We start from the raw sequence: 23,289 nt of genomic DNA, 5'->3' as shown, positions 1-23,289 counted from the left end.
CCCGGGCCGAGGCCCGGGCACAACTGGACCGTCAGACCGTGGCCCTGCGCGAGCAGGTGCGGAGCGCCTACGTTCTCGGCCGCCAGGCCCGGATCAAGCTGCTGCTCAGTCAGGAGGATCCGCAGCGCCTCGGTCGAACCCTGGTCTACTTCGATTACCTGAACCGGGTCCGTGCCGAGCGCATCCGCGAGGTCGACGCGCTGCTGCAGCGTCTGCACACGCTCGAGGCCGACATTTCGGCAACGCTTGCCCGGCTGGAGGACAACCGCAAGGCGCGCGCCGTCACCCTGAACGAGCTGGAAGCGCGCCGCGCCGAGCGCGCCGCGCTGCTGATGCGGGTGCGCGATGCCTTGCGCGACCAGGGCCGGCGCCTGGACCGGCTGACCCGGGACGAGCAGCGGCTGCAGCGTCTGCTGAAAGATCTGCGGCGCGCCCTCGACGAGGCCGAGGCGGCCGCCGGTGGTCTGGATTTCGCCAGCCTGCGCGGCCGGCTCCCCTGGCCGTCTCCCGGGCGGATCGCGGCCCGTTTCGGACAATCGCGGGGCGTCGGCGGCCTCACCTGGCGCGGGGTGCTGATCGCGGCACCGGAGGGCACCGAGGTGCGCGCCGTGGCGCCGGGGCGTGTGGCCTTCGCCGACTGGCTGCGCGGCTTCGGCCTGCTGCTCATCCTCGACCACGGTGACGGGTACATGAGCCTGTACGGTCACAACCAGGCCCTGTACCGCGCGCCGGGAGACTGGGTGGCAGCGGGCGAGGTCATCGCCGGCGCCGGGGATACCGGCGGCGCGGAGCAACCCGGCGTGTACTTCGAGCTGCGCCGCAACGGCAAGCCGGTCAACCCGCTCAAGTGGTGTGCGGGGAGGCCGGTGGCCTTGCAGGCCGCGCGCTGAAACTTCCTGCACCCGGCCTGCTGTGCTAAGGTCTGGCGCATGCCTGACGGGGGCAAAAGGGCCGGCACAACAGGCCGTTATGCCCGCCTGACCATCATCACACGACAAGGCCGCGGAACGGCCATGGCTGGACGAGAATGAAACCACGCACGGAAAAGACGATTCTGCTGTTTACCGGCGCTGTACTGGGGCTCGCCATCAGTATCGGTCAGGGGGTGTTCGCGGATCGCGGCACGGCCACGGCGACCCTGCCGCTGGAAGAGCTGCGCGGCTTCACCGACGTGTTCGCGCGCATCAAGAGCGACTATGTCGAGCCGGTGGACGACAGGACGCTGCTCGAGAATGCCATTCGCGGCATGCTCTCGGGACTCGACCCGCATTCCGCCTATCTCGACCCCGAGCAGTTCCGCGAACTGCAGGTCGGCACCACCGGCGAGTTCGGCGGTCTGGGCATCGAGGTCGGCATGGAGGACGGCTTCGTCAAGGTCATTGCCCCCATCGACGACACGCCCGCACAGCGCGCCGGCGTGCAGGCCGGTGACCTCATCATCCGCCTCGACGACACGCCGGTGAAGGGCATGAGCCTGTCCGAGGCGGTCAAGATCATGCGCGGCAAGCCGGGCACCGACATCACCCTGACCCTCGTCCGCGAGGGCGAGGAGAAGCCGCTCAAGATCACCATCACCCGCGCCATCATCAAGGTGAAAAGCGTCAAGTCGCGCATGCTCGAGGACGGTTTCGGCTATGTCCGCATCTCGCAGTTCCAGGCCAACACGGCCGACAGCTTGGTCGAGGCCGTGGACCGGCTCAAGCAGAAGGGCGAGCTCAAGGGCCTGGTGCTCGATTTGCGCAACAACCCGGGTGGGGTGCTCAACGGTGCCGTCTCGGTTTCCGACGCCTTCCTCGACAAGGGCCTGATCGTCTACACGGAGGGCCGTGTGGCCGATTCGCGGCTGCGCTTCAATGCCACGCCCGATGATGTGCTCGACGGCGCGCCGCTGGTGGTGCTGGTCAACCAGGGCTCGGCCTCGGCCTCCGAGATCGTGGCCGGCGCGCTGCAGGATCATCACCGCGCGATCATCGTCGGCAACCGGACCTTCGGCAAGGGCTCGGTGCAGACCATCGTGCCGCTGTCCAATGGCGCCGCGGTCAAGCTCACCACGGCGCGCTACTACACGCCCTCCGGGCGTTCCATCCAGGCCGAGGGCATCGTGCCCGACATCGAGCTGGAGAACGTGCGCGTGGCGAAGGTCGAAACCGGCTTCGAGCCCATCAAGGAAGCCGACCTGTCACGCCATCTCGAAAACGGCAACGGCAAGGACAAGGGCAAGCGCAAGCAAAAGACCAGGGAGGGTGACGAGCCCGCCCAGGCCCGGCTGGCGCAGAGCGACTACCAGCTCTACGAGGCCCTGAACCTGCTCAAGGGTCTGGCCATCCAGGCGGAGCGCATGCGGTGAAGGCACCGCGCCTCGCCCGCTGGGCCTGGCTGCTGCTGACCTTGCCCCTGTCGCTGGCCCTGGCCGGCTCCGGACTGCCCCACCGCGGCCAGCGGCCGCAGGCCGATGGCGTGCCGCGGATCGCCATCATCATCGACGATCTCGGCCGCAGCGAGGCCCAGGGGCGGCGCGCCGCGAGCCTGCCGGGACCGGTGGCCTGCGCCTTCCTGCCGCGCGCGCCGCATTCCCCGGCGCTCGCGCGACTGGCCCACCGCCGCGGTCAGGTGGTGATGCTGCACCTGCCCATGCAGTCCATGGAACAGCGCAGGCTCGATGCCGGCGGCCTCACCCTGCACATGACCCGGCGCCAGTTCGAGGCCACGCTGGCCGAGGACCTGGCCCGGGTGCCGCATGTCCAGGGGGTCAACAATCACATGGGCAGCCTGCTCACCCGGCACCCCGGCCACATGCTGTGGCTGATGGAGGCCCTGCGCGAGCGTGGGGGCCTGTTCTTCATCGACAGCCGCACCACCCTGCATACCGTGGCCCGCCAGCTCGCCTTCGAGCAGGGCATCCCCAGCCTGTCGCGCGACGTGTTCCTGGACAACACCCCGGATGTCGAGGCCATCAATGCCCAGTTCGATCACCTGCTCGCGCTCGCGCGGCGGCAGGGCGCGGCCGTCGCCATCGGCCACCCCTACCCGGCCACGCTCCAGGTGCTGGAATCCCGCTTGCCCCGGCTGCGCCGGGAAGGCGTAGAATTGGTGCCCATCACCCGTCTGGTCGAACAGCAGTACGCGAGGGATTCCGCATGGCGACTGTCCTTGTCCCGCTAGCCGAGGGCTTCGAGGAACTCGAGGCCGTCACCGTCATCGATCTGCTGCGCCGCGCCGGCATCGAGGTCGTCGTTGCCGGCCTGCACGAGGGCCCGGTGCGCGGCTCGCGCGGCACCGTCATCCTCACCGACATCCCGCTGGACGCGGTCATGGATCGCGACTTCGACATGATGGTGCTGCCCGGCGGCCTGCCCGGCGCCGACCATCTCAATGCCGATCCGCGCATCCACGAGCTGCTGCGGCGCACTGCGGAAGGCGGCCGCTACGTCGCTGCCATCTGCGCCGCGCCCAAGGTGCTGGCCAGCGCCGGCCTGCTGGACAACCGCCACGCCACCAGCTTTCCCGGTGTGCTGGACAACGCCGGTGTGCCGGGTCTCAGCTACGAAACGCGGGCCGTGGTCCAGGACGGCCGGGTGATCACCTCGCGCGGACCGGGCACGGCCATGGACTTCGCGCTGGCGCTGATCGAGGCCCTGGCCGGGCCGGACCGGCGCCGCGAGGTCGAGGCGCCCCTTCAGCGCCCGGTCTGAATCCGGCCCATGCGCCTGTTCGAGGTGGTCGCCGAGGCCGGTCACGCCGACACCCTCACCAGCCTGGGGCCCGAGCAGGGCGTGGTCGACGTCTGGTGCGGGGCCGAGGACGAGGCCGGACGCCAGACCTTCCATCTGCTGGTCGATGACGCTCATCGCCAGGCGGTGCTCGACCGGCTCCAGGCCCTGCTCGGTTCCAGCGCCGGGACCCGCATCCTGCTGCTGCCGGTGGACGCGGTGCTGCCACGCCCGCCGGCCCCCGAACCCGAGGACGAGCGCCGCAAGGCCACCCGGGCCACCCGGGAGGAACTCTATGCCCAGATCGAGCGCGGGGCACGGCTGGACAGCAATTACCTGCTGCTGGTCCTGCTCTCCACCCTGGTCGCAGCCATCGGCCTGGCCGAGGACAATGTCGCCGTCGTGGTGGGCGCCATGGTCATCGCGCCGCTGCTCGGCCCCAACATCGCGCTGGCCTTCGCCACCTCGCTCGGTGACCGCAAGCTGCTCGGCCAGGCCTTCCTCACCGGCGTCGCGGGGCTCGGCCTGGCACTGGCGGTGTCGCTGCTGATCGGCCTGCTGTGGCCGGTCGATCTCGCGTCCCGTGAACTCGCCTCCCGCACCGGTGTCGATCTCGCCGGCGTGGCGCTGGCACTGGCCTCGGGCGCGGCCGCGGTGCTGTCGCTGACCACGGGCCTGTCCTCGGCCCTGGTGGGCGTGATGGTCGCCGTCGCCCTGCTCCCGCCCACCGCCACCATGGGCATGCTCGCGGGCAGCGGCCAGTGGCGGCCGGCCATGGGTGCCGGTCTGCTGCTCGCGGTCAATATCGTCTGTGTCATCCTTGCTGCCAAGCTGGTGTTCCTGGCCAAGGGCGTGCGGCCACGCACCTGGTACGAGCGCGCCGCCGCCCGCCAGTCCACCCGCGTCTATACCCTCCTCTGGCTGGTGCTGTTCGGCCTGCTGCTGGTACTGGTGGTGCTCTACGGACGGGTCGCCGCCTGAGGGTTGTCGGCTCGCCTTACAGGTGGGCCTGCCGCAGCAGACCTGGCGTTTTCCCAGTCACTTCAAGGTGCTGCAGTGAACCGCACGAACCGGGCGGTGTCGGCGGATCTGACAGTGCCGTTGCCATGGCCAGGGTTGGCTGAATCCAGGGTCCTGTTTTACCAGGGAAAAGCGTATCTGGCCCGGATGTTGCTTCATTGGAGGGCGGAGGAGTACAACAAAGGCGCGCCGGGTTCGTCCCGGCGCACCACTCAAATCAGGGGCCTCGGGAGAAACCCGACCGCATGGAGCCGGACGGTTTCCGGTAACGGGTGGCCATGGCCCCGGTCGCCGGGATCCCCTGGACGGGATCAGGGAGAGGGAACGATGACACCAACAAGGCACGCAGTGTCCCGAGGGGTGCGCTGGTGCGCCCGTCTTCTTGTTGCGCCGGCGCTGACCGTCGCGGCCAGCGCTGCAACCGCAACAACCACCTATGACTTCACCAGCAACGGCCCGACGCCGACCGCGATCGGCAGCGGCTTCGGCAATGCCCTCGACTACGGTGATCTGACCGTCACGGCCTGGGGTACCACCGGCGTGCCGCAGAATGCCAACAGTCTGATCGACGAGGGCCAGATCATCCGCTATACCACCGGCCTCGGCGCCTGCAACAAGAGCGAAGGCACCGACTGCGGCAATCCCCAGCATCAGATCGACAACGTGGGCGATGACGATCTGGTGCTCTTTGCCTTCGACGGTCCGGTCCGGTTCGACAGCATCGTCATCGATCCCTATGGCTACTGGGATCGGGATGTGACCTTCTGGGTGGCGGATATCACCAGTACCGACCTCGTTGGTCTGAGCCCGGCCGACCTGCTGGCGGGCACCTCGGTGTTCGGCAGCCCGACCAATGTCTCGAACACGCCCGGCTACGGCCCGGTCACCATCAACCTGGGCGGAGGCGCGGGCAACGCGCTGCTGTTCGGGGGGCGGCTCGACTACGGAAACCTCTATGACAACGATCGCTTCAAGATCGCCAGCCTGTCGGTGACGCCCGTCCCCCTGCCCGCGGCCCTGTGGCTGTTCGGCAGCGGCCTGCTGGGCCTCGCGGGCCTCGCCCGCCGCCGCTGAACGACCCACTGAACGACAGGTTTCGCCAGCACGCAAACGCCGGCCTCAGCGCCGGCGTTGCCTTTCCATGACAGCTCGGTGTACGCCGTGTCTCCTCCGCGCCCTCGGCGTTGCCCCGCCAAGTGGAACCTCAGGGCTCGTCGAACCACACCCGCAGCAGGAGGCCGGCGCCGAACAGTCCCAGCAGCCAGGTGAGCAGCGGCGCGCCGGCGATGACCAGCGGCTGGTAGCCGTCCAGGCCGTAGACCAGCGCGCCGGAGACGACCAGCGCGCTGCCGACGATGGCGCCGACGGTGCGACGGTTGGTGCGCCGCAGGTCGCGGCGCAGTTCGGTCAGTTCCCGTGACTGCCAGTTCAGCGTCAGCCGGCCCTCGTTGATCCGGGTCAGGGCCTCGTGCACCAGCTGCGGCACCTCGGGCAGGGTCTCGCCCCATTCCGGCAGGGCGCGGCGGATGCGGCCGGCGAAGGCGCGCGCGCCCAGCTGCTCGCTCATCCACCGTTCGAGGAAGGGCTTGGCGGTGCGCCAGAGGTCGAGGTCGGGGTAGAGCTGGCGGCCCAGCCCCTCGATGGCCAGCAGCGTCTTCTGCAGCAGCACCAGCTGCGGCTGCACCTCCATGTGGAAGCGGCGCGCGGTCTGGAACAGCCGCAGCAGCAGCTGGCCGAAGGAGATGTCCTTCAGCGGGCGTTCGAAGATGGGCTCGCACACGGTGCGGATGGCGGACTCGAACTCGTCCACCCGGGTGCCGGCCGGCACCCAGCCGGATGCCACGTGCAGTTCCGCGACCCGGCGATAGTCGCGGCGGAAGAAGGCCAGGAAGTTCTCCGCCAGGTAGCGCTGGTCCTCGGGGCTGAGGGTGCCCATGATGCCGAAGTCCACCGCCATGTACTGGCCCTGCGGCGACACAAAGATGTTCCCGGGGTGCATGTCGGCGTGGAAGAAGTTGTGGCGGAAGACCTGGGTGAAGAAGATCTCCACGCCACGCGCCGCGAGCTGTTCCAGGTCGATGCCGGCGGCGCGCAGCGCATCGATGTCGCTGACCGGGATGCCGTGGATGCGTTCGGCCACCATGACATTGCGGCGGCACAGCGGCCAGTGCACCTCGGGCACGTACAGCAGATCGGAATCGGCGAAGTTGCGGCGGAGCTGGGAGGCATTGGCCGCCTCGCGCAACAGGTCCAGTTCGTCGAGGATGGTGGTCTCGAATTCGGCGACGATGTCGACCGGGTGCAGGCGCCGTGCCTCCGCCGAATAGCGTTCCGCCAGCTGCGCGACATAGTACAGCAGCGACACGTCGCGGCGGATGACCGGCTTGATGTTGGGCCGCACCACCTTGACCACCACCTCGCGGCCGTCGTGCAGGCGCGCGGCATGCACCTGGGCGATGGAGGCCGAGGCCAGCGGCGTCTCGTCGAAGGCCGCGAACACCGCCTGCACCGGGCGCCCCAGCGACTTCTCGATCAGCCGCCGGGCCTGATCGCCGGGGAAGGGCGGCACCCGGTCCTGGAGCTGGGCCAGTTCATCGGCAATGTCGTCGGGCAGCAGGTCGCGGCGGGTGGACAGGATCTGGCCGAACTTGACGAAGATGGGGCCGAGCTGCTCCAGCGCGCGGCGGATGCGCACGCCGCGCGGCGGGTATTTGCGCGGCAGCCAGTTCCAGGGCGCCAGGTAGAGCAGGAAACGGATGGGGCGGAACAGGTGGGTGGCGAAGACGATCTCGTCCAGGCCGTTGGCGACCAGCACCCGGTTGATATTCAGCACACGCCACAGCTGGCCCGGTCGCAGCATCAGTCGGCCGCCCCCCCTGCCTGCAGCCGCGTCTCGAGGCGGCGGATGCGTGCCTCCAGGCGGTCGGCGTCGCTGCGTACCCGATCGATGTCCGTGAACAGGTTGTCCAGCTCGATGCGCGCCGGGGTCAGGCGGGATTCCTCGCGCAGGTATTCGCCGAGGTCGGCGGCCAGGGTGTCGGCCGCCTGCGTCAGCCACTGGCCGAGGCCGCGGGCGCCGCGCCCGATCTGGTGCGCGGCGGGGTCGCCGATCACGCCGGCCAGCAGCGCCTCCCAGTCGATGTCCAGGTCCTCGAGCGCGGCCTGGAAGCGATGCGCGACCTCGCTGTCGCCGCTCAGTCGGACCTCGCCCGCGAACAGGCTGCGTCCCTTCTGCTCGAAGGGCAGGCGCGCCAGCGAGAGCGGCGTGCCGCGGATCGTGGCATCGGCTTCGCCCTCGTAACCGCCCAGCACCTGGATGCGCCGGCCGAGGACCAGGTAGAGGGTCAGGTCCGGTCCCTCGAACACCAGCGCCAGCACCCGCCCCTCGAGACCGGCGAGCCGGTCGGCGGTTTCCGGGTCCAGCGCGAGCGCCCGGTCGAGGGCGGTTTCCACCGCCGCGGTGAGCAGGGTCGGCGCCTTCATCGGTCCCCGGCGCGACCGGTCACAGCTTGTACCCGCGATGCAGGGCGACGATGCCGCCGTTGAGATTGAAGTACTCGCAACGCTCGAAACCGGCCGCTGCCATCATCGCCTTGAGCGTTTCCTGGTCGGGGTGCATGCGGATGGATTCGGCCAGGTAGCGGTAGCTGTCGGCGTCGTTGGCCACCAGCCGGCCCATCAGCGGCAGGGCCTTGAAGGAGTAGAAGTCGTACAGCGGGCGCAGCACCGGCAGCGTGACCTGCGAGAATTCCAGCACCAGCAGCCGCCCGCCCGGTCGCAATACCCGGTACATGGCGCGCAGGGCGGCGTCCTTGTCGGTGACGTTGCGCAGGCCGAAGGCGATGGTGATGCAGTCGAAATGGTTGTCCGGGAAGGGCAGGCATTCGGCATTGGCCTGCACGTAGTGGACATTGCCGGCAATGCCTTCGTCGAGCAGCCGTTCCCGCCCGCGCGCGAGCATGGCGGCGTTGATGTCGGCCAGTACCACCTCGCCTTCGCGGCCGACCAGCTGCGCGAAGCGGCGCGCCAGGTCGCCGGTGCCGCCGGCCAGATCGAGCACGCGCTGGCCGCGGCGCACGCCGCTCATCTCGATGGTGAAGCGCTTCCACAGCCGGTGGATGCCGAACGACATCAGGTCGTTCATGACGTCGTACTTGTCGGCGACCGACTCGAACACCGCCGCCACCCGCTTGTGCTTCTCGCTCCGGGGGACCTGCTGGAAGCCGAAGTGGGTGGTGTCCTCGTTCATGGCCCGGGGCTCCGTGGCGTCAGATGATCTCGCTGGGATCGCGGCGCTTGTGCCCGGCCTCTTCGAGCCGCCGCAGGTAGTCCTGCCAGTAGGCTTCGTAGTTCTTGCCCAGGTCGTAGAGCGTCTCCCAGGAGTAGATGCCGGTGTTGTGGTTGTCGTCGAAGAAAAGCTGGATGCCGTAGCTGCCCACGGGCGCGGCGTTCTCGATGTTCACGTCTTCCTTGCCGACCTGCAGCACGCCCTGGCCCGGCCCGTGGCCCTGCACCTCCGCTGAAGGGGAGTACACGCGCAGGTACTCGGCGGGCAGCACGAAGCGGGCGCCGTCGTCGAAGGCGATTTCCAGCGTTCGCGACTGGGTGTGAATGTTGATTTCGGTGGGGTGTACCTTGCTCATGCTGTCTGTCCTCGCTGGCACTCGGGTGCCTGGGGTTCGGGGACCGGCGTTGCCGCGCCGGTCAGAGTATATAACGGCTCAGGTCCTCGTCGCCGGCCAGGTCGCGCAGATGGGTGTCCACGTAGGCGGCGTCGATGGTCAGGGTTTCGCCGCCGTGGTCGGCGGCGCTGAAGGAGATATCTTCCAGCAGTCGTTCCATGACCGTGTGCAGGCGCCGTGCGCCGATGTTCTCGGTGCGTTCGTTTACCTCCCAGGCGAACTGGGCGATGCGCTCGATGCCGTCGGGCGTGAACTCCAGCTGCACGCCCTCGGTCCCCAGCAGCGCGGCGTACTGCTGGGTCAGCGAGGCATCCGGTTCGGTGAGGATGCGCACGAAGTCTTCCGCGCTCAGTGCATCCAGCTCGACCCGGATCGGCAGCCGCCCCTGCAGTTCCGGGATCAGGTCCGAGGGCTTGGACAGGTGGAAGGCACCGGAGGCGATGAACAGGATGTGGTCCGTCTTCACCATCCCGTACTTGGTGGTGACGGTACTGCCCTCCACCAGCGGCAGCAGGTCGCGCTGCACCCCCTCGCGGGAGACGTCGGCGCCGCTGGTCTCCGAGCGCTGGGTGACCTTGTCGATCTCGTCGATGAACACGATGCCGTTCTGCTCCACGGCCTCCACCGCGCGGGTCTTGAGCTCCTCGTCGTTGACCATCTTCGCCGCCTCCTCGTCGCACAGCAGGCGGAAGGCCTCGCGCACCCGCAGCTTGCGCTGTTTGGTGCGGCTGCCGGCGAGATTCTGGAACAGGCCCTGCAGCTGGCTGGTCATTTCCTCCATGCCCGGCGGGGCCATGATCTCCACCCCCACCGTGCTGCCGGACACCTCGATCTCGATCTCGCGGTCGTCCAACCGGCCCTCGCGGAACAGCTTGCGCAGCTTCTGGCGGGTCTCGGAGTCCTCGGGCGCCGAGGGCGCCGGCTCGCCGAAGCCGATGCTGCGCGGCTTCGGCAGCAGGGCATCGAGGAGGCGCTCCTCGGCGGCCTCCTCGGCCCGGTGGCGGACCTTTTCCACCGCCTGTTCGCGCATCATCTTGAGCGACACATCGACAAGATCGCGGATGATCGACTCCACATCGCGGCCGACATAGCCCACTTCGGTGAACTTGGTGGCCTCGACCTTGATGAAGGGCGCGTTCGCCAGCCGCGCCAGCCGGCGCGCGATCTCGGTCTTGCCGACGCCGGTGGGGCCGATCATCAGGATGTTCTTGGGCGTGATCTCGTTCTGCAGCTCGGCGTCGAGCTGCATCCGCCGCCAGCGGTTGCGCAGGGCGATGGCCACCGCCCGCTTGGCCTCGGCCTGGCCGATGATGTGCTTGTCCAGTTCCTGGACGATCTCGCGCGGGGTCATCTCCGACATCAGTCCGCACCCTCGTCCAGGACCTCGACGGTCAGGTTGTGGTTGGTATAAATGCAGATATCTGCGGCGATATGGAGGGCTTTTTCCACGATCGTGTCTGCTTCCAGTTCGGTGTTCTCGAGCAGGGCGCGGGCCGCGGCCTGGGCATAGGGCCCGCCGGAGCCGATGGCGATCAGCCCCGCCTCCGGCTCCACCACGTCGCCGTTGCCGGTGATGATCAGCGAGGCCGAGCGGTCGGCGACCGCCAGCAGGGCCTCCAGCCGGCGCAGCATGCGGTCGGTGCGCCAGTCCTTGGCCAGTTCCACTGCGGCCCGGGTCAGGTTGCCGCGGTGCTTGTCGAGCTTGGCCTCGAAGCGCTCGAACAGGGTGAAGGCATCGGCGGTGCCGCCGGCGAACCCGGCCAGGACCTGGTCCTGGTGCAGGCGCCGGACCTTGCGCGCGTTGCCCTTCATGACCGTGTTGCCCAGGCTGACCTGGCCGTCGCCGCCGATGACGACGCGGCCGTTGCGCCGGACCGAAACGATGGTGGTGCCGCGATACTGATCCACTGCGGGGAAATCCGTGCTCAAGGGGGCACCGATTGTACACCAAGGGCGGGCGGAGTGAGGGACCGGGGCGTGGCCGACCCGTTTCCCCTCCCCGCTATCGGGTTGGCCGTTGCCGCTGCGGCGAATGGGCGGCTGCCCGTGTCTTCCGTGCCGTCCGCGGCGCGCTGTCACTGCCCCTTTTCGGGTTCGGAATCCTTGCGGCGGGCGCGCGGGTGGGCCCGGTCGTAGACCTCGGCCAGATGCTGGAAGTCGAGGTGGGTATAGATCTGGGTGGTGCCGATGTCCGCATGCCCGAGCAGTTCCTGCACCGCGCGCAGGTCACCGGAGGATTCCAGCAGGTGACTGGCAAAGGCGTGGCGCAGCATGTGCGGGTGGGGGCGGCCCGGCACGCCGGCGGCCAGCGCCTGGCGCCGCAGGCGCTCCTGCACGCTGCGCGGGCTCAACCGGCGCCCCTTCCGGCTGACGAACAGGGCCGGCTCGCCGTCCCCGGCCAGCCGGTCGCGTTCCGGCCGCCAGCGCGCCAGCGCCGCCCGCGCCTTGCTGCCCAGCGGCACCTCGCGGGTCTTGCGGCCCTTGCCGGTGACCCGCACCAGGTCGTTGTTGATGTCGTCGACGTCCAGCCCCACCAGTTCGGCCAGGCGCAGGCCGCAGCCGTACAGCAGTTCCAGCATGGCCAGGTCGCGCAGCGCGAGGGGATCGTCGGCCGGCCGGTCCAGCAGCCGCGCCATCTGGTCCACGTCCAGGGTCTGCGGCAGCCGGCGTTCGGCCTTCGGCGCACGCACGCCCCGGGCCGGATTGCTGGCCAGGTGGCCCTCGCGGGCGAGATGGTCATAGAGGCCGCGGACCGCGGACAGGTGGCGCTGGATGCTCTTCGGCGCCAGGTTGCGGTGGTGCAGGGCCGCCGCGAACAGTCGCACCTCGGGCGTGGTGACGCGCAACGGATCCTCGAAGCCCCGGCCACTGCAGTGAACACGAAAGGCGTCGAGGTCGCGGCCATAGGCCTTCAGGGTGTGGGGGGAAAGACGGCGGGCGTCGCGCAGGTAGCGGAGATAGTCGTCGATGGCGGCGGGCCAGTCCATGGTGGCGGCCTCAGGCGGCGCCGGTGCCGTCTCCGCAGTCCGGCGCCAGCGCGCAGGCCACCAGTTCGCCGAGATGGGTCAGGAACTGCACGTCCATGCCGGGGTGATAACCGTCCGGGTCGGTCTTGCCGATGGCGAGCAGGCCCTGGCGGGCATCCTCGCCCAGCGGGATCAGTGCCGCCGAGCCCAGCGCGCCGGCCCGCTCGCCGAACAGGTATTCGAGCAGTTCGGGCTTGAGTCGCCCCACCAGCGGCCGCCCGGTCTTGAACAGGCCGGCCAGGCAGTCGCGTTCGCGATCCTCCGGGCCGAAGGGGCCGATCCAGTCGCCTGCCCCGGCCGGGGGATTCACCAGCCGCAGGGCGATGGCCTCGGCGCGGAAATCGTCAGCAAGGTGGGTGTGCAGGGCCTGCAGGTGCGCCTCGGGGCCGGACGCGCGCATCAGCGCCATGGTCAGGCGGTACAGGCTGGCGTGGAGCTGGTCGTTTTCGCGGCCGATTTCCACCAGCTCGATCAGCTTGCGCTTGTACTGGCGGTTCTGGTCGCGCAGCACCTGCACCTGGCGTTCGATCAGCGAAACCGCCTTGCCGCTGGCATGCGGGATGCGCAGCTCGGCGAGCAGGCCGGGCTGCCGGTCGAAGAAGTCGGGGTGGGCGCGCAGATACTCGGCGACCTGGCCGGCCTCGGGGGCGTCGGCACCTTCGGCGCCGGCCGCTGCCTTGTTGTCGAGTTCGCTGGGGGTGCTCATAGCTCGATGCTGCCTTCGAAGACCGTCTCCGCGGGCCCGGTCATGATGACGGGCGTGCCCTCGCCCGCCCAGCTTATCACAAGATCGCCGCCGGGCAGGCTGACGGTGACCTCGGGATCCAGCCGCCCCCACAGCCGGCCAATCACCATGGCGGCGCAGGCCCCCGTGCCGCAGGCCTCGGTCTCGCCGGCGCCGCGCTCGTGCACCCGCAGGCGGATGTGGTCGGGCGCGACCACCTGCATGAAACCGACATTGGTGCGCCTGGGGAAGCGGGGGTGATGCTCGATGGCCGGTCCCAGCCGCGCCACCGGCGCGCTGTCGACGTCGTCCACTTCCAGCACCGCATGGGGGTTGCCCATGGACACCGCACCGACCTCCAGCGTCTCGCCCGCCACTTCCAGCGCATAGCGCGGCGCGCGCGCTGGTGCCTCGAACGGGATCTCGGCCGGTTCCAGCCGCGGCACGCCCATGTCCACTTCCACCTGTTCGTCGTCGCGCACCCGCAGTTCGATGACCCCGGCCAGGGTCTCCACCGGGAAGCGATCGCGGTCGGTCAGCCCCTTCTCGCGCACGAAGCGGGCGAAGCAGCGCGCGCCGTTGCCGCACTGTTCCACCTCGCCGCCGTCGGCATTGAAGATGCGGTAGCGGAATTCGGCGCCCGGCGCCCGCGGGGGCTCCACGATCAGGATCTGGTCGCAGCCGATGCCGCGGCGACGATCGGCCAGCCGGGCCAGCGTCGCGGCATCGGTCGGCACCGTCTGGTGGATGCCGTCGATGACCACGAAGTCGTTGCCGAGGCCGTGCATCTTGGTGAACTCGAGTCTCATGGCGGGAAGGATGCAGCGCTCGCGGCCGGGATGCAAAGGGGCTGGCTGGTCGCGGCGGTGCGCGGGGGCTGCGGACAGGGCCGGGCATGGCCACGGGATCCACGGTACCCACTGTACGCGCGCCATGTGCCGGTGGCCCTGATCCGAACGGGCCCGATCAACCTTCCGTGGGTTCAGTGGATCCCGTGGCCATTGGCCCGCATACCGCCGGTGCGGTTCCGGAGGATCAGCCGGGCAGCAGCGCCTCGCCGCGCCAGAGGTCCTCGAGGGTCTCGCGGGCGCGGACGCAGTGGGCCTGGTCGCCGTCGACCATGATCTCGGCGGCGCGCGGCCGGGAGTTGTAGTTGGAGCTCATGGTGAAGCCGTAGGCGCCGGCGGAGCGCACCGCGAGCAGGTCGCCCGCCGCCAGGGCCAGGCTGCGATCCTTGCCGAGGAAGTCGCCGGTCTCGCACACCGGGCCGACGATGTCCCAGATGCGGGGCTCGGCCTCGCGCGGTGCCACCGGCACGATCTCCTGCCAGGCGCCGTACAGCGCCGGGCGCAGCAGGTCGTTCATGGCCGCATCGACAATGGCAAAATTGCGGTGCGGCGTTTCCTTCAGGTACTCGACCCGGGTGAGCAGCACGCCGGCGTTGCCGGCGATGGCGCGGCCCGGTTCCAGCAGCAGGGTCAGGCGGCGGTCGCCCAGCCGTTCCAGCAACGGCCGGACATAGTCCGCCGGCAGCGGGGGCGTCTCGTCGCGATAGCGGATGCCGAGGCCGCCACCGATGTCCAGGTGTTCGATGGCGATGCCCTCGTCGGCGAGGCGATCGACCAGCACCAGCACCCGATCCAGCGCATCGACGAAGGGTTCCACCCGGGTGAGCTGTGAGCCGATGTGGCAGTCGATGCCGCGCACCGCCAGGTGCGGGCTGGCCGCGGCCCGGCGGTAGACCTCGGCTGCCTGCTCGATGTCGATGCCGAACTTGTTCTCCTTGAGCCCGGTGGAGATGTAGGGATGGGTCCCGGCGTCGACGTCGGGGTTCACCCGCAGCGACACCGGTGCTACCCGGCCGCACTCGGCCGCGACCGCTTCCAGCCGCTCCAGTTCCGGCGTCGATTCCACATTGAAACAGTGGATCCCGGCCTCCAGCGCGCGACGCATCTCGTCGGCGCGCTTGCCGACCCCGGAGAAGACCACCCGCGAGGGCTCGCCGCCGGCGGCCAGCACCCGTTCCAGCTCGCCCACCGAGACGATGTCGAAGCCCGAGCCCAGCCGTGCCAGCAAGCTTAGCACCGCGAGGTTGGAGTTGGCCTTGACCGCGTAGCAGATGAGATGGGGATGCGCGCCCAGCGCGCGGTCGAAGGCCTGCCAGTGGGCCTCCAGCGTCGCCCGGGAATAGACGTAGCAGGGCGTGCCGAAACGCTCGGCGATCGCCTCCAGCGGCACCGACTCGGCGTGCAGCCGCCCGTCTCGGTAGTCGAAGTGGTCCACGGCTCAGGATCCGGCGGGGGCGTCGCGATCCGGCAGGTACAGGTCGCCCTTCTGGCCGCAGCCCGAGAGGGCGAGCAGCGTGAGCAGCACGAGCAACAGGCGCAGCGGGGCAGATGCCATGGCGGGCCTCGACGGCGGTAGCGGAAACGGACGCCGACCATAGCGCAAAATCGCCGCCGGACACAACGCATCCCGCGCCACTTGCGGCATACTGGCGGGCATGAACGGCGAACCCCTGGAACGCATCGTCATCGAACCCGAAGGCCCCGCGCAGGCCAGTCTCGTCTGGCTGCATGGGCTGGGGGCGGACGGGCACGACTTCGAGCCCCTGATCCCGGAACTGGGCATTGTCGAGGGCGGGGTGCGTGTAATCCTGCCTCATGCCCCGGTGCGGCCGGTGACCATCAACGGCGGCATGCGGATGCGTGGCTGGTACGACATCCGCCTGCCCGACCTGACCCGCGCCGTCGACGAGGCCGGCATCCTCGATTCGATGGCCCGGGTCGAGGCGCTGGTCGCCGCCGAGCAGGCGGCAGGCATCCCGGCCGCGCGCATCCTGCTGGCAGGCTTTTCCCAGGGCGGGGCCATCGCCCTGCAACTGGCACTGGAACGCGCCGAGCCGCTGGGCGGGGTGCTGGCGCTGTCCACCTATCTTCCCCTGCCGCAGCGCCTGGAGCCCGGGCGGGTGCAGACCGCCACGCCGGTATTCCAGGCCCATGGCAGCGAGGACACCATCGTTCCGCCGGCGCTGGCCGAACAGGGCGTCGCCAGGCTGCGCGCGCTCGGCGTCGCTGTCGAGTTCCACCGCTACCGCATGGCGCACGCGGTCTGTCCGGACGAAATCGCCGACATCCGCGGCTGGATCGCACGCCATCTGGCCGCAGATTGACGCACGTCAACGTCACACCGGCGCCGGGCTACCATACTTGGAGCCCAGGACGAGGAAGGCGACATGCCCAGACTATTTCTGTTTGCGTTGCTCATGGTGCTGACCGGCGGGGTCGTCGCGGCCCCGAACGGTGCGCAGCTCTATGCCCGCAACTGCGCCGTCTGCCATGGTCGTGCCGGCAACGGCGGCGTCGGCGTGCCGCTGGCCCTGCCCGCCTTTCAGGAGAGCGTTTCCGATCACTATCTCGAACAGACCATCCGCCACGGCCGACCCGGCCGGGTGATGCCGGCCTTCACCCGGCTGAGCGACGAGGAAGTGCGCGCCATCGTGGAACATGTCCGCGGCTTTGCGAAGGTCGAGCGCCCCCGGTTCTCGCAGCAGCGCATCCGCGGCGACGTCGAGCACGGCCGTGCGCTGTTCGCGCAGCACTGCGCGGCCTGCCACGGGGCCAACGGCGAGGGCGGCAAGGGCACCGGGGTCACCTTCTCCCGGCCCCGCGACCTGCCCATCATCGCTCCGGCGCTGAACAATCCCGGCTTCCTCAAGGCTGCCAGCGACGCCATGATCAAGGCCACCTTGATGAAGGGCCGCGAGGGCACGCCCATGGCGTCCTTCCTGGATCGGGGCCTGAGCGAGCGGGACATCGACGATCTGGTCGCCTTCGTGCGCAGCTTCGAGCAGGCACCCCGTGCGGCCGGGCCGGCTCGGGAGGAACCGGCGGTCATGGTCTACGAATCGCCCTACAGCGTCGAGGAGACGGTGGAGGCGGTGAAGCGGGCGGTGATCGGCAAGAACTTCCGCATCATCCGCACCCAGTTGCTCGAGCATGGGCTGTTCCCGGAGGGCGAGCAGAACCCGAAGCAGGTCATCGTCTACTTCTGCAACTTCAATTTCCTCTACGATGCCATGAAGCTGGACCCCCGGGTGGGGCTGTTCCTGCCCTGCCGGGTGACGGTGGTGGAGGACAAGGGCGTGGTGAAGGTGATGTCCATCAATCCCAAGCGCCTGAGCCGGCTGTTCAACAACCACAACCTCGACGAGGCCTGCGAGCAGATGCACCAGGTGTATGTCGACATCCTGGAGGAGGCGACACTGTGAATCTGTTGCGCCTGATCCTCGCCGGCATCCTGATGCTGGCCGCGGGTGCGCTCGCTGCCAGCGAGCTGATGATGACGCGTTCGCCGCAGCCTTTCGCGGAGACCATGCTGGCCCTGCAGGAGGCGATCAGGGAACGGGGCTATCAGTTGTCGCGGGTGCAGCGGGTCGACGTCGGCCTGACAACCTTCGGCTACCAGACCGACAAGTATCGGGTGGTGTTCTTCGGCAAGCCGGAACAGTTGCGCCGGCTGTCGGCCGGGCACCCGGAGCTGATCCCCTATCTGCCGCTCAAGGTCGCCATCTTCGCCGAGGCCGACGAGACCCTGCTGGTCGCGGCCGATCCGCGCGAGTTCGAGCGCTTCTATCCGGCCGAGGACCTGGTACCCGTGTTCGAACAGTGGGCGCGTGATTTCGAGGCCATCTTCGATCGCTTGCGCGAGCTGGAGTGAGTTTGCTCTTTTCGTTCACGGCAGTTGTTGACGCCGAGTCCGCAGAGACGCAGAGGGCAGGGAGTGCATCGGGTTTGCGAATGGCCCTTCGGTGTCCTCCGTGTCTCTGCGCTCTCTGCGTTCCCTTGTGGAAGCCACTGATTATTAACCCGGCAACCAAATATTGGTCGTCTCACAATTGTCTGAACATGGAAGTCCTGTGAAATTGTAGGATGGGCAAAGGCCCGAAGGGCCGTGCCCATCATGATGGTCAGGGGATGCTGATGGGCACGTCGCTGCGCTCCTTTGCCCATCCTACCAGGTCTGATCAAGGTTACAGACAGGTAGCCCGGATGGAGCGTGAGCGGAATCCGGGAGCGGTGCTGACCCGGATTCCGGCCCTGCGGGCCTGCATCCGGGCTACACAATATCCACCTGCCGTGGCCAAAACCCGTCGGTCGCCGTTCACGAAAGTTACAGCCGGGCCAGCGCCTCGTTGAGTCGCTGCTCGATGCGTTTCTTGTAGTTCAGGAAGTGCACCGTCTGCAGGCCGCGAATGGCCTCGGCGCCGATCAGGTTGCGGGCGAGGTCGATGTCGGTGATATAGATGGGGTAGGTCTGGCCGCCGGCGCGGTGGCTGAGCACGTGGCGCGCCACTTCCTCGAACAGCGCCTCGCCATATTCGAGTGACGAGAACTCCCGATCGTTGCAGTACATGGTGAATACCGTGCGGTTGTGCTCGCGCACGTCGCCGATCACCTGCACGCCGAAGTAGCTGCGCGACTGCTTGAAGGGGCTGAGATTCTGCCGTTCCAGCCGCATCGGGCTGCCCGGTCGCTGCACGATCTGGAAGTACTCTGCCTCGTAATGGGTGTCACCCATGCCGAATTCGCGGGTGAGGTCGGCGCGGCGCTGTTCGACGTGATCCAGAAAGCGCTGAAACTGGGTCAGCAGGGTCAGCGCATCGTGATAGGCAACCTTCTGGTGGAACAGCGAACCGTGCTCGTCCAGCACGTAGACCTGTGCCTTGTCACCCTCGACCTTGTAGAACAGCTGGACCTTGCACGGCTCGTTGGCCGAATAGATCAGCGCCAGCGGCGTGTCCTGCAGGGTGGCGTCGTCCACCCGCACCGGGCTGAAGCCCTCCTGCGGCTGGCCCAGGTGGTTGAGCAGCGCGCGCTGGTTCTTGAGCCGCGTATAGCGCGGCACGTCGTTCTCGGGTTGCAGAACGTAGTAGCTGTGGCCCACCTGCAGGATGTAGCGTGCGGTCTGCGCCCACTCGTTGCCGTAGTACCAGTCGATCACATTGCGGAACACGTCCTCGACCCGGCGCGCGATGGGGCCGCCGCGGGTGGAGGAGAAGCTGAACCCGTTGACCGGGATCGGCCGTTGTCCGGATGACAGCGGGGCCCAGGCCAGATAATCGCACAGGCAGTCCAGCAGGCCATCGGCGCCGCTGTAGCGATAGGTCAGCACCTCCTGCCAGCTCGAGACCATGATGAACTCGAAGGCCACGGCGAGGTTTTCCCAGCGACCGCCGTAGCTCAGCGCATCGGTGCGGCTGCTGACCAGCTGCATGCCCTCGCGGGTGAGCTTGGACATGGGGTCGATGCCGAGGTTGATGAACAGGGCATTGCGGCGGACCCGGGCCGGCTGGGCCAGGTCTTCCATGCCCGGTTCGTCGAGGTGTCCGTCCGGAAACAGGTCCTGCAGACATTCCATCACCGAGCGCAGTTCCCAGGTGCTGACATCGCAGTCCTCGGGGTGCAGGGTGATCATGGAACCGTAGGGCCGGCTGATCTGGTTGAAGTGACACCAGGCCAGCAGCTCGACCAGGCTGTGGCTGCGCTTGATGGGGCGCTCGCCGAGGGTCTCGCCAAAGCGCAGGGTACCGCGATAGAGTGCCCAGCCGGCCTGTTCGCCACGGATCTGGTGCAGTGACAGGCGCTCTTCCAGCAGATTGCCGGAGATGCCCGGATTGATGATGTCCACCTTGCCGGCCTTGCGCTCGAAGGCAGCATAGAGGCGACGGCCGAGCAGATTCAGGTCACGTGGATCGATGGCCTGGCGGTCGGCGTGGCTGCGGGCGAAGTCGGACAGGGCGCGATAGCTGCGGCCCAGGGCGTCGACCAGGGCCTGGCGCTCCTCCGTGACCCGCTCGATCTTCCATTCCGAGCGCGAGTCCAGCATGACCAGGTGTGGCTGGGTCCAGCCCCATTCAGTGACCAGTTCACGCATCAGCTCGCGTCGCCAGCTGATGTTGCCGCGCCGATCCGGCAGGCTCATCTTCTCGTATATCTTGAAATAAAAGCAGCGTCGCGCGAGTTCCAGGCGTTCCAGTTCGCCGTTCTCCAGAAGGTATTCTTCCACCCGCGATACCATCTGGATGTAGGGGTCCAGGTCGTCGAGGTGCACCTTGCCCTCGTACACCGACGCCTTGTAGCGGGTACTGAGCATGCGGATGTGCGGGTACTCGTCCGCGTAGGCTTCCATGAGCAGGATCTTGAGTACCGATTTGTAGGGCGAGGACACGCCCTTGTAGAGCTGCCACAGGGCGGCGCCGAAGAATTCGCCTTCGGGCATGTGGCCGATGCCGCCGAAGTCCACGGTCTCCCTGGGGCTGACGAAGCGGCGTCGGCGTAGTTCCTCGGCATAGCGGTCGTAGTCCCCCTCGTATTCCGGTGGCACCAGCCACCAGAGCGGATAGCGTCCCGCCAGCAGCAGTGCCGTGCGATAGAACTCGTCGAGCAGCAGATGGTGCTGGGCACTGCCGCTGCTCTCGGTGGACAGCGAGGCCACCTCGCCGGCGCGGAAGGCCTCGTCGTTCATCAGGAAGAAGTGCACTTCCAGTCCCAGGCTGGCGGCCCAGGATTCGATGCCCTCGGCCTTGCGCGCAAGCTGGGTCTGCGCCTCGGCCGGCAGGTCGGGCCGGATGCAGACCCAGATATCGAAGTCGCTGCGGCTGGAGTAGGCGATGGTGCCGCTCGAACCCATCAGGTATAGGGCAAGGATGTCGCATGCCTGCCCGGGACGATGGGTGTAGCTGAGGCTCTTGGCCAGGCGCTTGGCGGCGCTCAGTGTGCGCTTGGACGGCTTGTATTCCGCCACCCCGCAGGGTGCCTTGCTGCTCAGGTAGCCGGGCAGCATGGGATGGTTGACGTGGAACAGCAGCGGCAACAGTTCCAGGAACAGCTTCTGGCGGTCACGCAGGCTCAGCTGCACCCGCTTCAGGCGATCGGCGTTGATCGCCATGAAGCGGCGCTTGACGGTGCGCAGTTGCACGCCGTCGAGTTCGACGGCCGGACGCGGGTGCTTGAGCAGGGTGGCCACGGGGCTCCGGCTCAGGAGGCCGCGGCCTGGGGACTCGCGGCGTCGGTGGCGCGGCGCACCAGGGTCTGGGCGCTGTCGGCGCGCGACCACTCGACCACGCCGAACTGTACCCGCAGTGCCAGCTCGCTGCAGCAGACGCCGAGTTCGGCGTGGAGTTTCTCGATCAGCCGGCGGGCATCGCCCAGGCGGGTCTCCGGCAGGACCGCGATGAAGGTGTCTTCCTCGATGCGCGCCACCAGGTCGGCCCAGCGCAGCTTGTCCCGCAACAGGCGGCTGATGGCCAGCAGGGCCGGTTCCTCGGCGATTCCGTCCAGTCGCAGGGCGACGGCGGACAGCGGACTGTCGTAGCGGCGGCTGCGCGAAACCTGGGGTTCCAGGGCAACGATCAGGCCACGCAGACTGAGCAGGCCGGTGAGCGGGTCCTTGAGGGTCTGCGCGGCCAGTTCCTCCCGCAGACGGGCCTGATCACTGGTGTCGCGCAACAGCAGGGCGCGCAGGCCGCCGGGCAGGGGCCGGGTCGTGACCTCGAACGGCCGCAGTTCGCCGCCGGCATCGCGCCATTCCCAGGTGCTGCCGGATTGCGCAGCCTGCAGCATGGGGTGGCCGGGGGTGAGCTGGTGCGCCGAGTCGGACAGCAGCGATCGCGCGGCCGGATTGGCGGCCAGGATCTCCAGGTCCTCGCCCGTGACCAGTACCGGGTCGGGCAGGGTTTCGAACAGTGCCTGCCACTGTTCGGGGGTCAGTGCATCCTTCATGGCATGAGGCTCCTTGCACGGGTGGACGCGCCGGACGCGGGGCGACCGACGGCGGAAACGGGTTTACAGGGAGGATAGCGACGGGCCTGGGGTGGGCCTTTAGCCCGCATGTTGCGCCCGGGGCTGTGGATGATGGCGGATATGCAGCCGTTTCAGAAGTCCTCGGCCCGGCCGGCCCGGCCGCGTACGAGATCCACCGGATAGCGTTGCTCGTTGAGCGCGATCTTGTCTTCGGCCGCGGCAATCAGGTCCACGCCGAGCTGGTCGGCGGTGCGCACCAAATAAATAAGTATGTCGGCCAGTTCCAGGCGCACCTCGGCCAGTTTTTCCGCCGGCAGCTTGCGGCTGGCTTCCTGGTCAAGCCACTGAAAATGCTCGACAAGCTCGGCCGCCTCGGCGATCAGCGCCATACTCAGGTTCTTCGGTGAGTGGAACTGTTCCCAGTCACGGGCGTCGGCGAAGGCGCGCAGTCGCTGGCGCAGGCCTTCGAGCGAGTCGCGAACAGGTGCGTCGCCGGGTTTCATGGAAGACTCTTCTGGCCGGTCCGATGGGGGTCCCTTGATCCGGCGCCCGCATCAAGAAAGGTCATGGGGCGGCCGTTAACCGTTCTGATGATATCAGGGAAAGCGAGGAGCGGGATGCCACACCGGGCATGGGCGCTGGGGCTGTTGTTTGCATGGAGTGCCATCCAGGCGGCCGAGATCCGCGGTCGCGTGGACTGGGCCAGCCACGAGGGCGTCGCGCCGCGTCTGGCCGACCCGCGCATCGGCGTCACCCTGCTCGCCGGACCCGACGGACCCGTGACGTCGGCGGCGTCGCGCGAGCATCTGTTGCGGGTCGTGGACGGCCGCTTCCAGCCCGCCTATCTGGTCGTCCAGCGCGGTGACCGCATCCGTTTCCGCAACGAGGATCCGGTGCATCACCTGCTGTTCTGGGAGCCCGAGGACACCGAGATCCGGCTGGCACCTCCCCAGCGGGACGGCCTGGCGGCAGAGCTCAGCCGACCGCTGGCGCATCCCGGCATCTATCACCTGTTTTGCCGCATACACAGCCGCAACCATGCCCGCATCGACGTGCTCGAGAGCGGCGAAACCCGGCTGCTGGAGCCCGGTGGGCGGTTCGAGTTCAGGGGGTTGCGGCCCGGACAGTGGAAGCTGCGCATCGCCGCGCCCGGCGCCGAGACCCGCGAGATCGACGCCCTGGCGATGACGGCGCCGCCGCCCCTGGCCATCGTCCTGCAGCGGCGCATGTTGCAACGGCGGGGACCGGCGGGCTTGCCGGTGGTCGCCGTGGAACAGCTCTACCCGGCACGGCCCGGTTACTGACAGGGACATCACGGCACAC

The 23,289-nt window shown here is 68.5% G+C and carries 24 protein-coding genes; 10 read left to right on the top strand and 14 right to left on the bottom strand.

Features of this window, described 5'->3' with window-relative positions; translation table 11 throughout:
- The 6 genes from MVF76_RS06395 to MVF76_RS06370 form a co-directional block, all read left to right on the top strand.
- Window positions 1-890: murein hydrolase activator EnvC family protein (locus tag MVF76_RS06395; protein WP_297527968.1), on the top strand; the 890-nt coding region annotated here is incomplete at its 5' end.
- A gap of 137 nt (window positions 891-1,027) precedes the next feature.
- A complete protein-coding gene (locus tag MVF76_RS06390; RefSeq protein ID WP_297527967.1) occupies window positions 1,028-2,347 on the top strand; it encodes a S41 family peptidase in 1,320 nt (439 codons plus the stop codon).
- Window positions 2,344-3,162 (top strand): divergent polysaccharide deacetylase family protein, encoded by an 819-nt coding sequence (locus tag MVF76_RS06385; protein WP_297527966.1) that lies wholly within the window; start codon window positions 2,344-2,346, stop codon window positions 3,160-3,162. Before MVF76_RS06390 ends, MVF76_RS06385 begins: the two co-directional genes overlap by 4 nt.
- Window positions 3,138-3,692, top strand: coding sequence for a DJ-1 family glyoxalase III (locus tag MVF76_RS06380; RefSeq protein WP_297527965.1), 555 nt, complete (start codon window positions 3,138-3,140; stop codon window positions 3,690-3,692). The genes MVF76_RS06385 and MVF76_RS06380 overlap by 25 nt, the downstream gene beginning before the upstream one ends.
- Window positions 3,693-3,701: 9 nt before the next feature.
- On the top strand, window positions 3,702-4,691 hold the full coding sequence (locus MVF76_RS06375) for a TIGR00341 family protein (RefSeq protein ID WP_297527964.1): 990 nt from the start codon (window positions 3,702-3,704) through the stop codon (window positions 4,689-4,691).
- A 366-nt stretch (window positions 4,692-5,057) separates the two neighbouring features.
- A complete protein-coding gene (locus tag MVF76_RS06370) occupies window positions 5,058-5,804 on the top strand; it encodes a hypothetical protein (RefSeq protein WP_297527963.1) in 747 nt (248 codons plus the stop codon).
- A gap of 130 nt (window positions 5,805-5,934) precedes the next feature.
- On the opposite strand, the gene ubiB is transcribed toward MVF76_RS06370, so the two are convergent.
- The 11 genes from ubiB to lptM form a co-directional block, all read right to left on the bottom strand.
- Complete coding sequence (gene ubiB, locus MVF76_RS06365) at window positions 5,935-7,590, bottom strand: ubiquinone biosynthesis regulatory protein kinase UbiB (RefSeq protein WP_297527962.1); 1,656 nt, start codon at window positions 7,588-7,590, stop codon at window positions 5,935-5,937.
- Window positions 7,590-8,213, bottom strand: a complete 624-nt coding sequence (locus MVF76_RS06360; RefSeq protein WP_297527961.1) for a ubiquinone biosynthesis accessory factor UbiJ — start codon at window positions 8,211-8,213, stop codon at window positions 7,590-7,592. The genes ubiB and MVF76_RS06360 overlap by 1 nt, the downstream gene beginning before the upstream one ends.
- Window positions 8,214-8,232: 19 nt before the next feature.
- On the bottom strand, window positions 8,233-8,979 hold the full coding sequence (gene ubiE, locus MVF76_RS06355) for a bifunctional demethylmenaquinone methyltransferase/2-methoxy-6-polyprenyl-1,4-benzoquinol methylase UbiE (protein WP_297527960.1): 747 nt from the start codon (window positions 8,977-8,979) through the stop codon (window positions 8,233-8,235).
- A 19-nt stretch (window positions 8,980-8,998) separates the two neighbouring features.
- Window positions 8,999-9,373, bottom strand: a complete 375-nt coding sequence (locus MVF76_RS06350; RefSeq protein WP_297527959.1) for a DUF971 domain-containing protein — start codon at window positions 9,371-9,373, stop codon at window positions 8,999-9,001.
- Between the two features lie 61 nt (window positions 9,374-9,434).
- Window positions 9,435-10,772, bottom strand: a complete 1,338-nt coding sequence (gene hslU / locus MVF76_RS06345; RefSeq protein ID WP_297527958.1) for an ATP-dependent protease ATPase subunit HslU — start codon at window positions 10,770-10,772, stop codon at window positions 9,435-9,437.
- Complete coding sequence (gene hslV / locus MVF76_RS06340) at window positions 10,772-11,320, bottom strand: ATP-dependent protease subunit HslV (protein ID WP_297527969.1); 549 nt, start codon at window positions 11,318-11,320, stop codon at window positions 10,772-10,774. Before hslV ends, hslU begins: the two co-directional genes overlap by 1 nt.
- Before the next feature lie 167 nt (window positions 11,321-11,487).
- Window positions 11,488-12,399, bottom strand: a complete 912-nt coding sequence (xerC, locus tag MVF76_RS06335) for a tyrosine recombinase XerC (RefSeq protein ID WP_297527957.1) — start codon at window positions 12,397-12,399, stop codon at window positions 11,488-11,490.
- Window positions 12,400-12,409: 10 nt separating this feature from the next.
- On the bottom strand, window positions 12,410-13,144 hold the full coding sequence (locus tag MVF76_RS06330; RefSeq protein WP_297527956.1) for a DUF484 family protein: 735 nt from the start codon (window positions 13,142-13,144) through the stop codon (window positions 12,410-12,412).
- Window positions 13,141-13,971: a diaminopimelate epimerase gene (dapF, locus tag MVF76_RS06325; RefSeq protein WP_297527955.1), complete on the bottom strand. Its 831-nt coding sequence runs from the start codon at window positions 13,969-13,971 to the stop codon at window positions 13,141-13,143. The genes MVF76_RS06330 and dapF overlap by 4 nt, the downstream gene beginning before the upstream one ends.
- 226 nt (window positions 13,972-14,197) lie before the next feature.
- A complete protein-coding gene (gene lysA, locus MVF76_RS06320) occupies window positions 14,198-15,445 on the bottom strand; it encodes a diaminopimelate decarboxylase (protein WP_297527954.1) in 1,248 nt (415 codons plus the stop codon).
- Window positions 15,446-15,448: 3 nt separating this feature from the next.
- Entirely contained in the window at window positions 15,449-15,565 is a 117-nt protein-coding gene (gene lptM / locus MVF76_RS06315) for an LPS translocon maturation chaperone LptM (RefSeq protein WP_297527953.1), read from the bottom strand.
- Between the two features lie 100 nt (window positions 15,566-15,665).
- Here lptM and MVF76_RS06310 point away from each other — a divergent pair, with 100 nt between their 5' ends.
- From MVF76_RS06310 to MVF76_RS06300, 3 genes are all read left to right on the top strand, one after another.
- Window positions 15,666-16,334 carry an alpha/beta hydrolase gene (locus MVF76_RS06310; protein WP_297527952.1) on the top strand — a complete coding sequence of 223 codons (669 nt, stop codon included), beginning with the start codon at window positions 15,666-15,668 and terminating at the stop codon, window positions 16,332-16,334.
- A gap of 63 nt (window positions 16,335-16,397) precedes the next feature.
- On the top strand, window positions 16,398-17,432 hold the full coding sequence (locus tag MVF76_RS06305) for a c-type cytochrome (RefSeq protein WP_297527951.1): 1,035 nt from the start codon (window positions 16,398-16,400) through the stop codon (window positions 17,430-17,432).
- Entirely contained in the window at window positions 17,429-17,881 is a 453-nt protein-coding gene (locus MVF76_RS06300; protein WP_297527950.1) for a DUF302 domain-containing protein, read from the top strand. The genes MVF76_RS06305 and MVF76_RS06300 overlap by 4 nt, the downstream gene beginning before the upstream one ends.
- Before the next feature lie 453 nt (window positions 17,882-18,334).
- Here MVF76_RS06300 and MVF76_RS06295 read toward each other — a convergent pair whose 3' ends face one another.
- From MVF76_RS06295 to MVF76_RS06285, 3 genes are all read right to left on the bottom strand, one after another.
- The gene (locus MVF76_RS06295; protein WP_297527949.1) at window positions 18,335-21,190 is read right to left on the bottom strand and encodes a class I adenylate cyclase; all 2,856 of its coding nucleotides are present in this window, start codon (window positions 21,188-21,190) and stop codon (window positions 18,335-18,337) included.
- Window positions 21,191-21,201: 11 nt separating this feature from the next.
- A complete protein-coding gene (locus tag MVF76_RS06290) occupies window positions 21,202-21,945 on the bottom strand; it encodes a GGDEF domain-containing protein (RefSeq protein ID WP_297527948.1) in 744 nt (247 codons plus the stop codon).
- A gap of 152 nt (window positions 21,946-22,097) precedes the next feature.
- Window positions 22,098-22,469: a nucleotide pyrophosphohydrolase gene (locus MVF76_RS06285; RefSeq protein ID WP_297527947.1), complete on the bottom strand. Its 372-nt coding sequence runs from the start codon at window positions 22,467-22,469 to the stop codon at window positions 22,098-22,100.
- A 114-nt stretch (window positions 22,470-22,583) separates the two neighbouring features.
- Here MVF76_RS06285 and MVF76_RS06280 point away from each other — a divergent pair, with 114 nt between their 5' ends.
- Complete coding sequence (locus tag MVF76_RS06280) at window positions 22,584-23,270, top strand: carboxypeptidase regulatory-like domain-containing protein (RefSeq protein WP_297527946.1); 687 nt, start codon at window positions 22,584-22,586, stop codon at window positions 23,268-23,270.
- Window positions 23,271-23,289 lie beyond the last annotated feature (19 nt).

This window comes from Thiohalobacter sp., assembly GCF_027000115.1.
Taxonomy (GTDB): Bacteria; Pseudomonadota; Gammaproteobacteria; order Thiohalobacterales; family Thiohalobacteraceae; genus JALTON01.
The sequence above is the reverse complement of the archived record's forward strand: the minus strand, read 5'-3'. Positions and strand labels throughout refer to the sequence as shown.

Coding starts and splice junctions, on each gene's coding strand:
- MVF76_RS06310 (WP_297527952.1), top strand. CDS start 15,666: ATGAACGGCGAACCCCTGGAACGCATCGTCATCGAACCCGAAGGCCCC.
- MVF76_RS06280 (WP_297527946.1), top strand. CDS start 22,584: ATGCCACACCGGGCATGGGCGCTGGGGCTGTTGTTTGCATGGAGTGCC.
- MVF76_RS06370 (WP_297527963.1), top strand. CDS start 5,058: ATGACACCAACAAGGCACGCAGTGTCCCGAGGGGTGCGCTGGTGCGCC.
- ubiE (WP_297527960.1), bottom strand. CDS start 8,979: ATGAACGAGGACACCACCCACTTCGGCTTCCAGCAGGTCCCCCGGAGC.
- xerC (WP_297527957.1), bottom strand. CDS start 12,399: ATGGACTGGCCCGCCGCCATCGACGACTATCTCCGCTACCTGCGCGAC.
- dapF (WP_297527955.1), bottom strand. CDS start 13,971: ATGAGACTCGAGTTCACCAAGATGCACGGCCTCGGCAACGACTTCGTG.
- MVF76_RS06290 (WP_297527948.1), bottom strand. CDS start 21,945: ATGAAGGATGCACTGACCCCCGAACAGTGGCAGGCACTGTTCGAAACC.
- MVF76_RS06330 (WP_297527956.1), bottom strand. CDS start 13,144: ATGAGCACCCCCAGCGAACTCGACAACAAGGCAGCGGCCGGCGCCGAA.
- hslU (WP_297527958.1), bottom strand. CDS start 10,772: ATGTCGGAGATGACCCCGCGCGAGATCGTCCAGGAACTGGACAAGCAC.
- MVF76_RS06380 (WP_297527965.1), top strand. CDS start 3,138: ATGGCGACTGTCCTTGTCCCGCTAGCCGAGGGCTTCGAGGAACTCGAG.
- MVF76_RS06305 (WP_297527951.1), top strand. CDS start 16,398: ATGCCCAGACTATTTCTGTTTGCGTTGCTCATGGTGCTGACCGGCGGG.
- ubiB (WP_297527962.1), bottom strand. CDS start 7,590: ATGCTGCGACCGGGCCAGCTGTGGCGTGTGCTGAATATCAACCGGGTG.
- MVF76_RS06390 (WP_297527967.1), top strand. CDS start 1,028: ATGAAACCACGCACGGAAAAGACGATTCTGCTGTTTACCGGCGCTGTA.
- MVF76_RS06350 (WP_297527959.1), bottom strand. CDS start 9,373: ATGAGCAAGGTACACCCCACCGAAATCAACATTCACACCCAGTCGCGA.
- MVF76_RS06285 (WP_297527947.1), bottom strand. CDS start 22,469: ATGAAACCCGGCGACGCACCTGTTCGCGACTCGCTCGAAGGCCTGCGC.
- lptM (WP_297527953.1), bottom strand. CDS start 15,565: ATGGCATCTGCCCCGCTGCGCCTGTTGCTCGTGCTGCTCACGCTGCTC.
- MVF76_RS06360 (WP_297527961.1), bottom strand. CDS start 8,213: ATGAAGGCGCCGACCCTGCTCACCGCGGCGGTGGAAACCGCCCTCGAC.
- MVF76_RS06375 (WP_297527964.1), top strand. CDS start 3,702: ATGCGCCTGTTCGAGGTGGTCGCCGAGGCCGGTCACGCCGACACCCTC.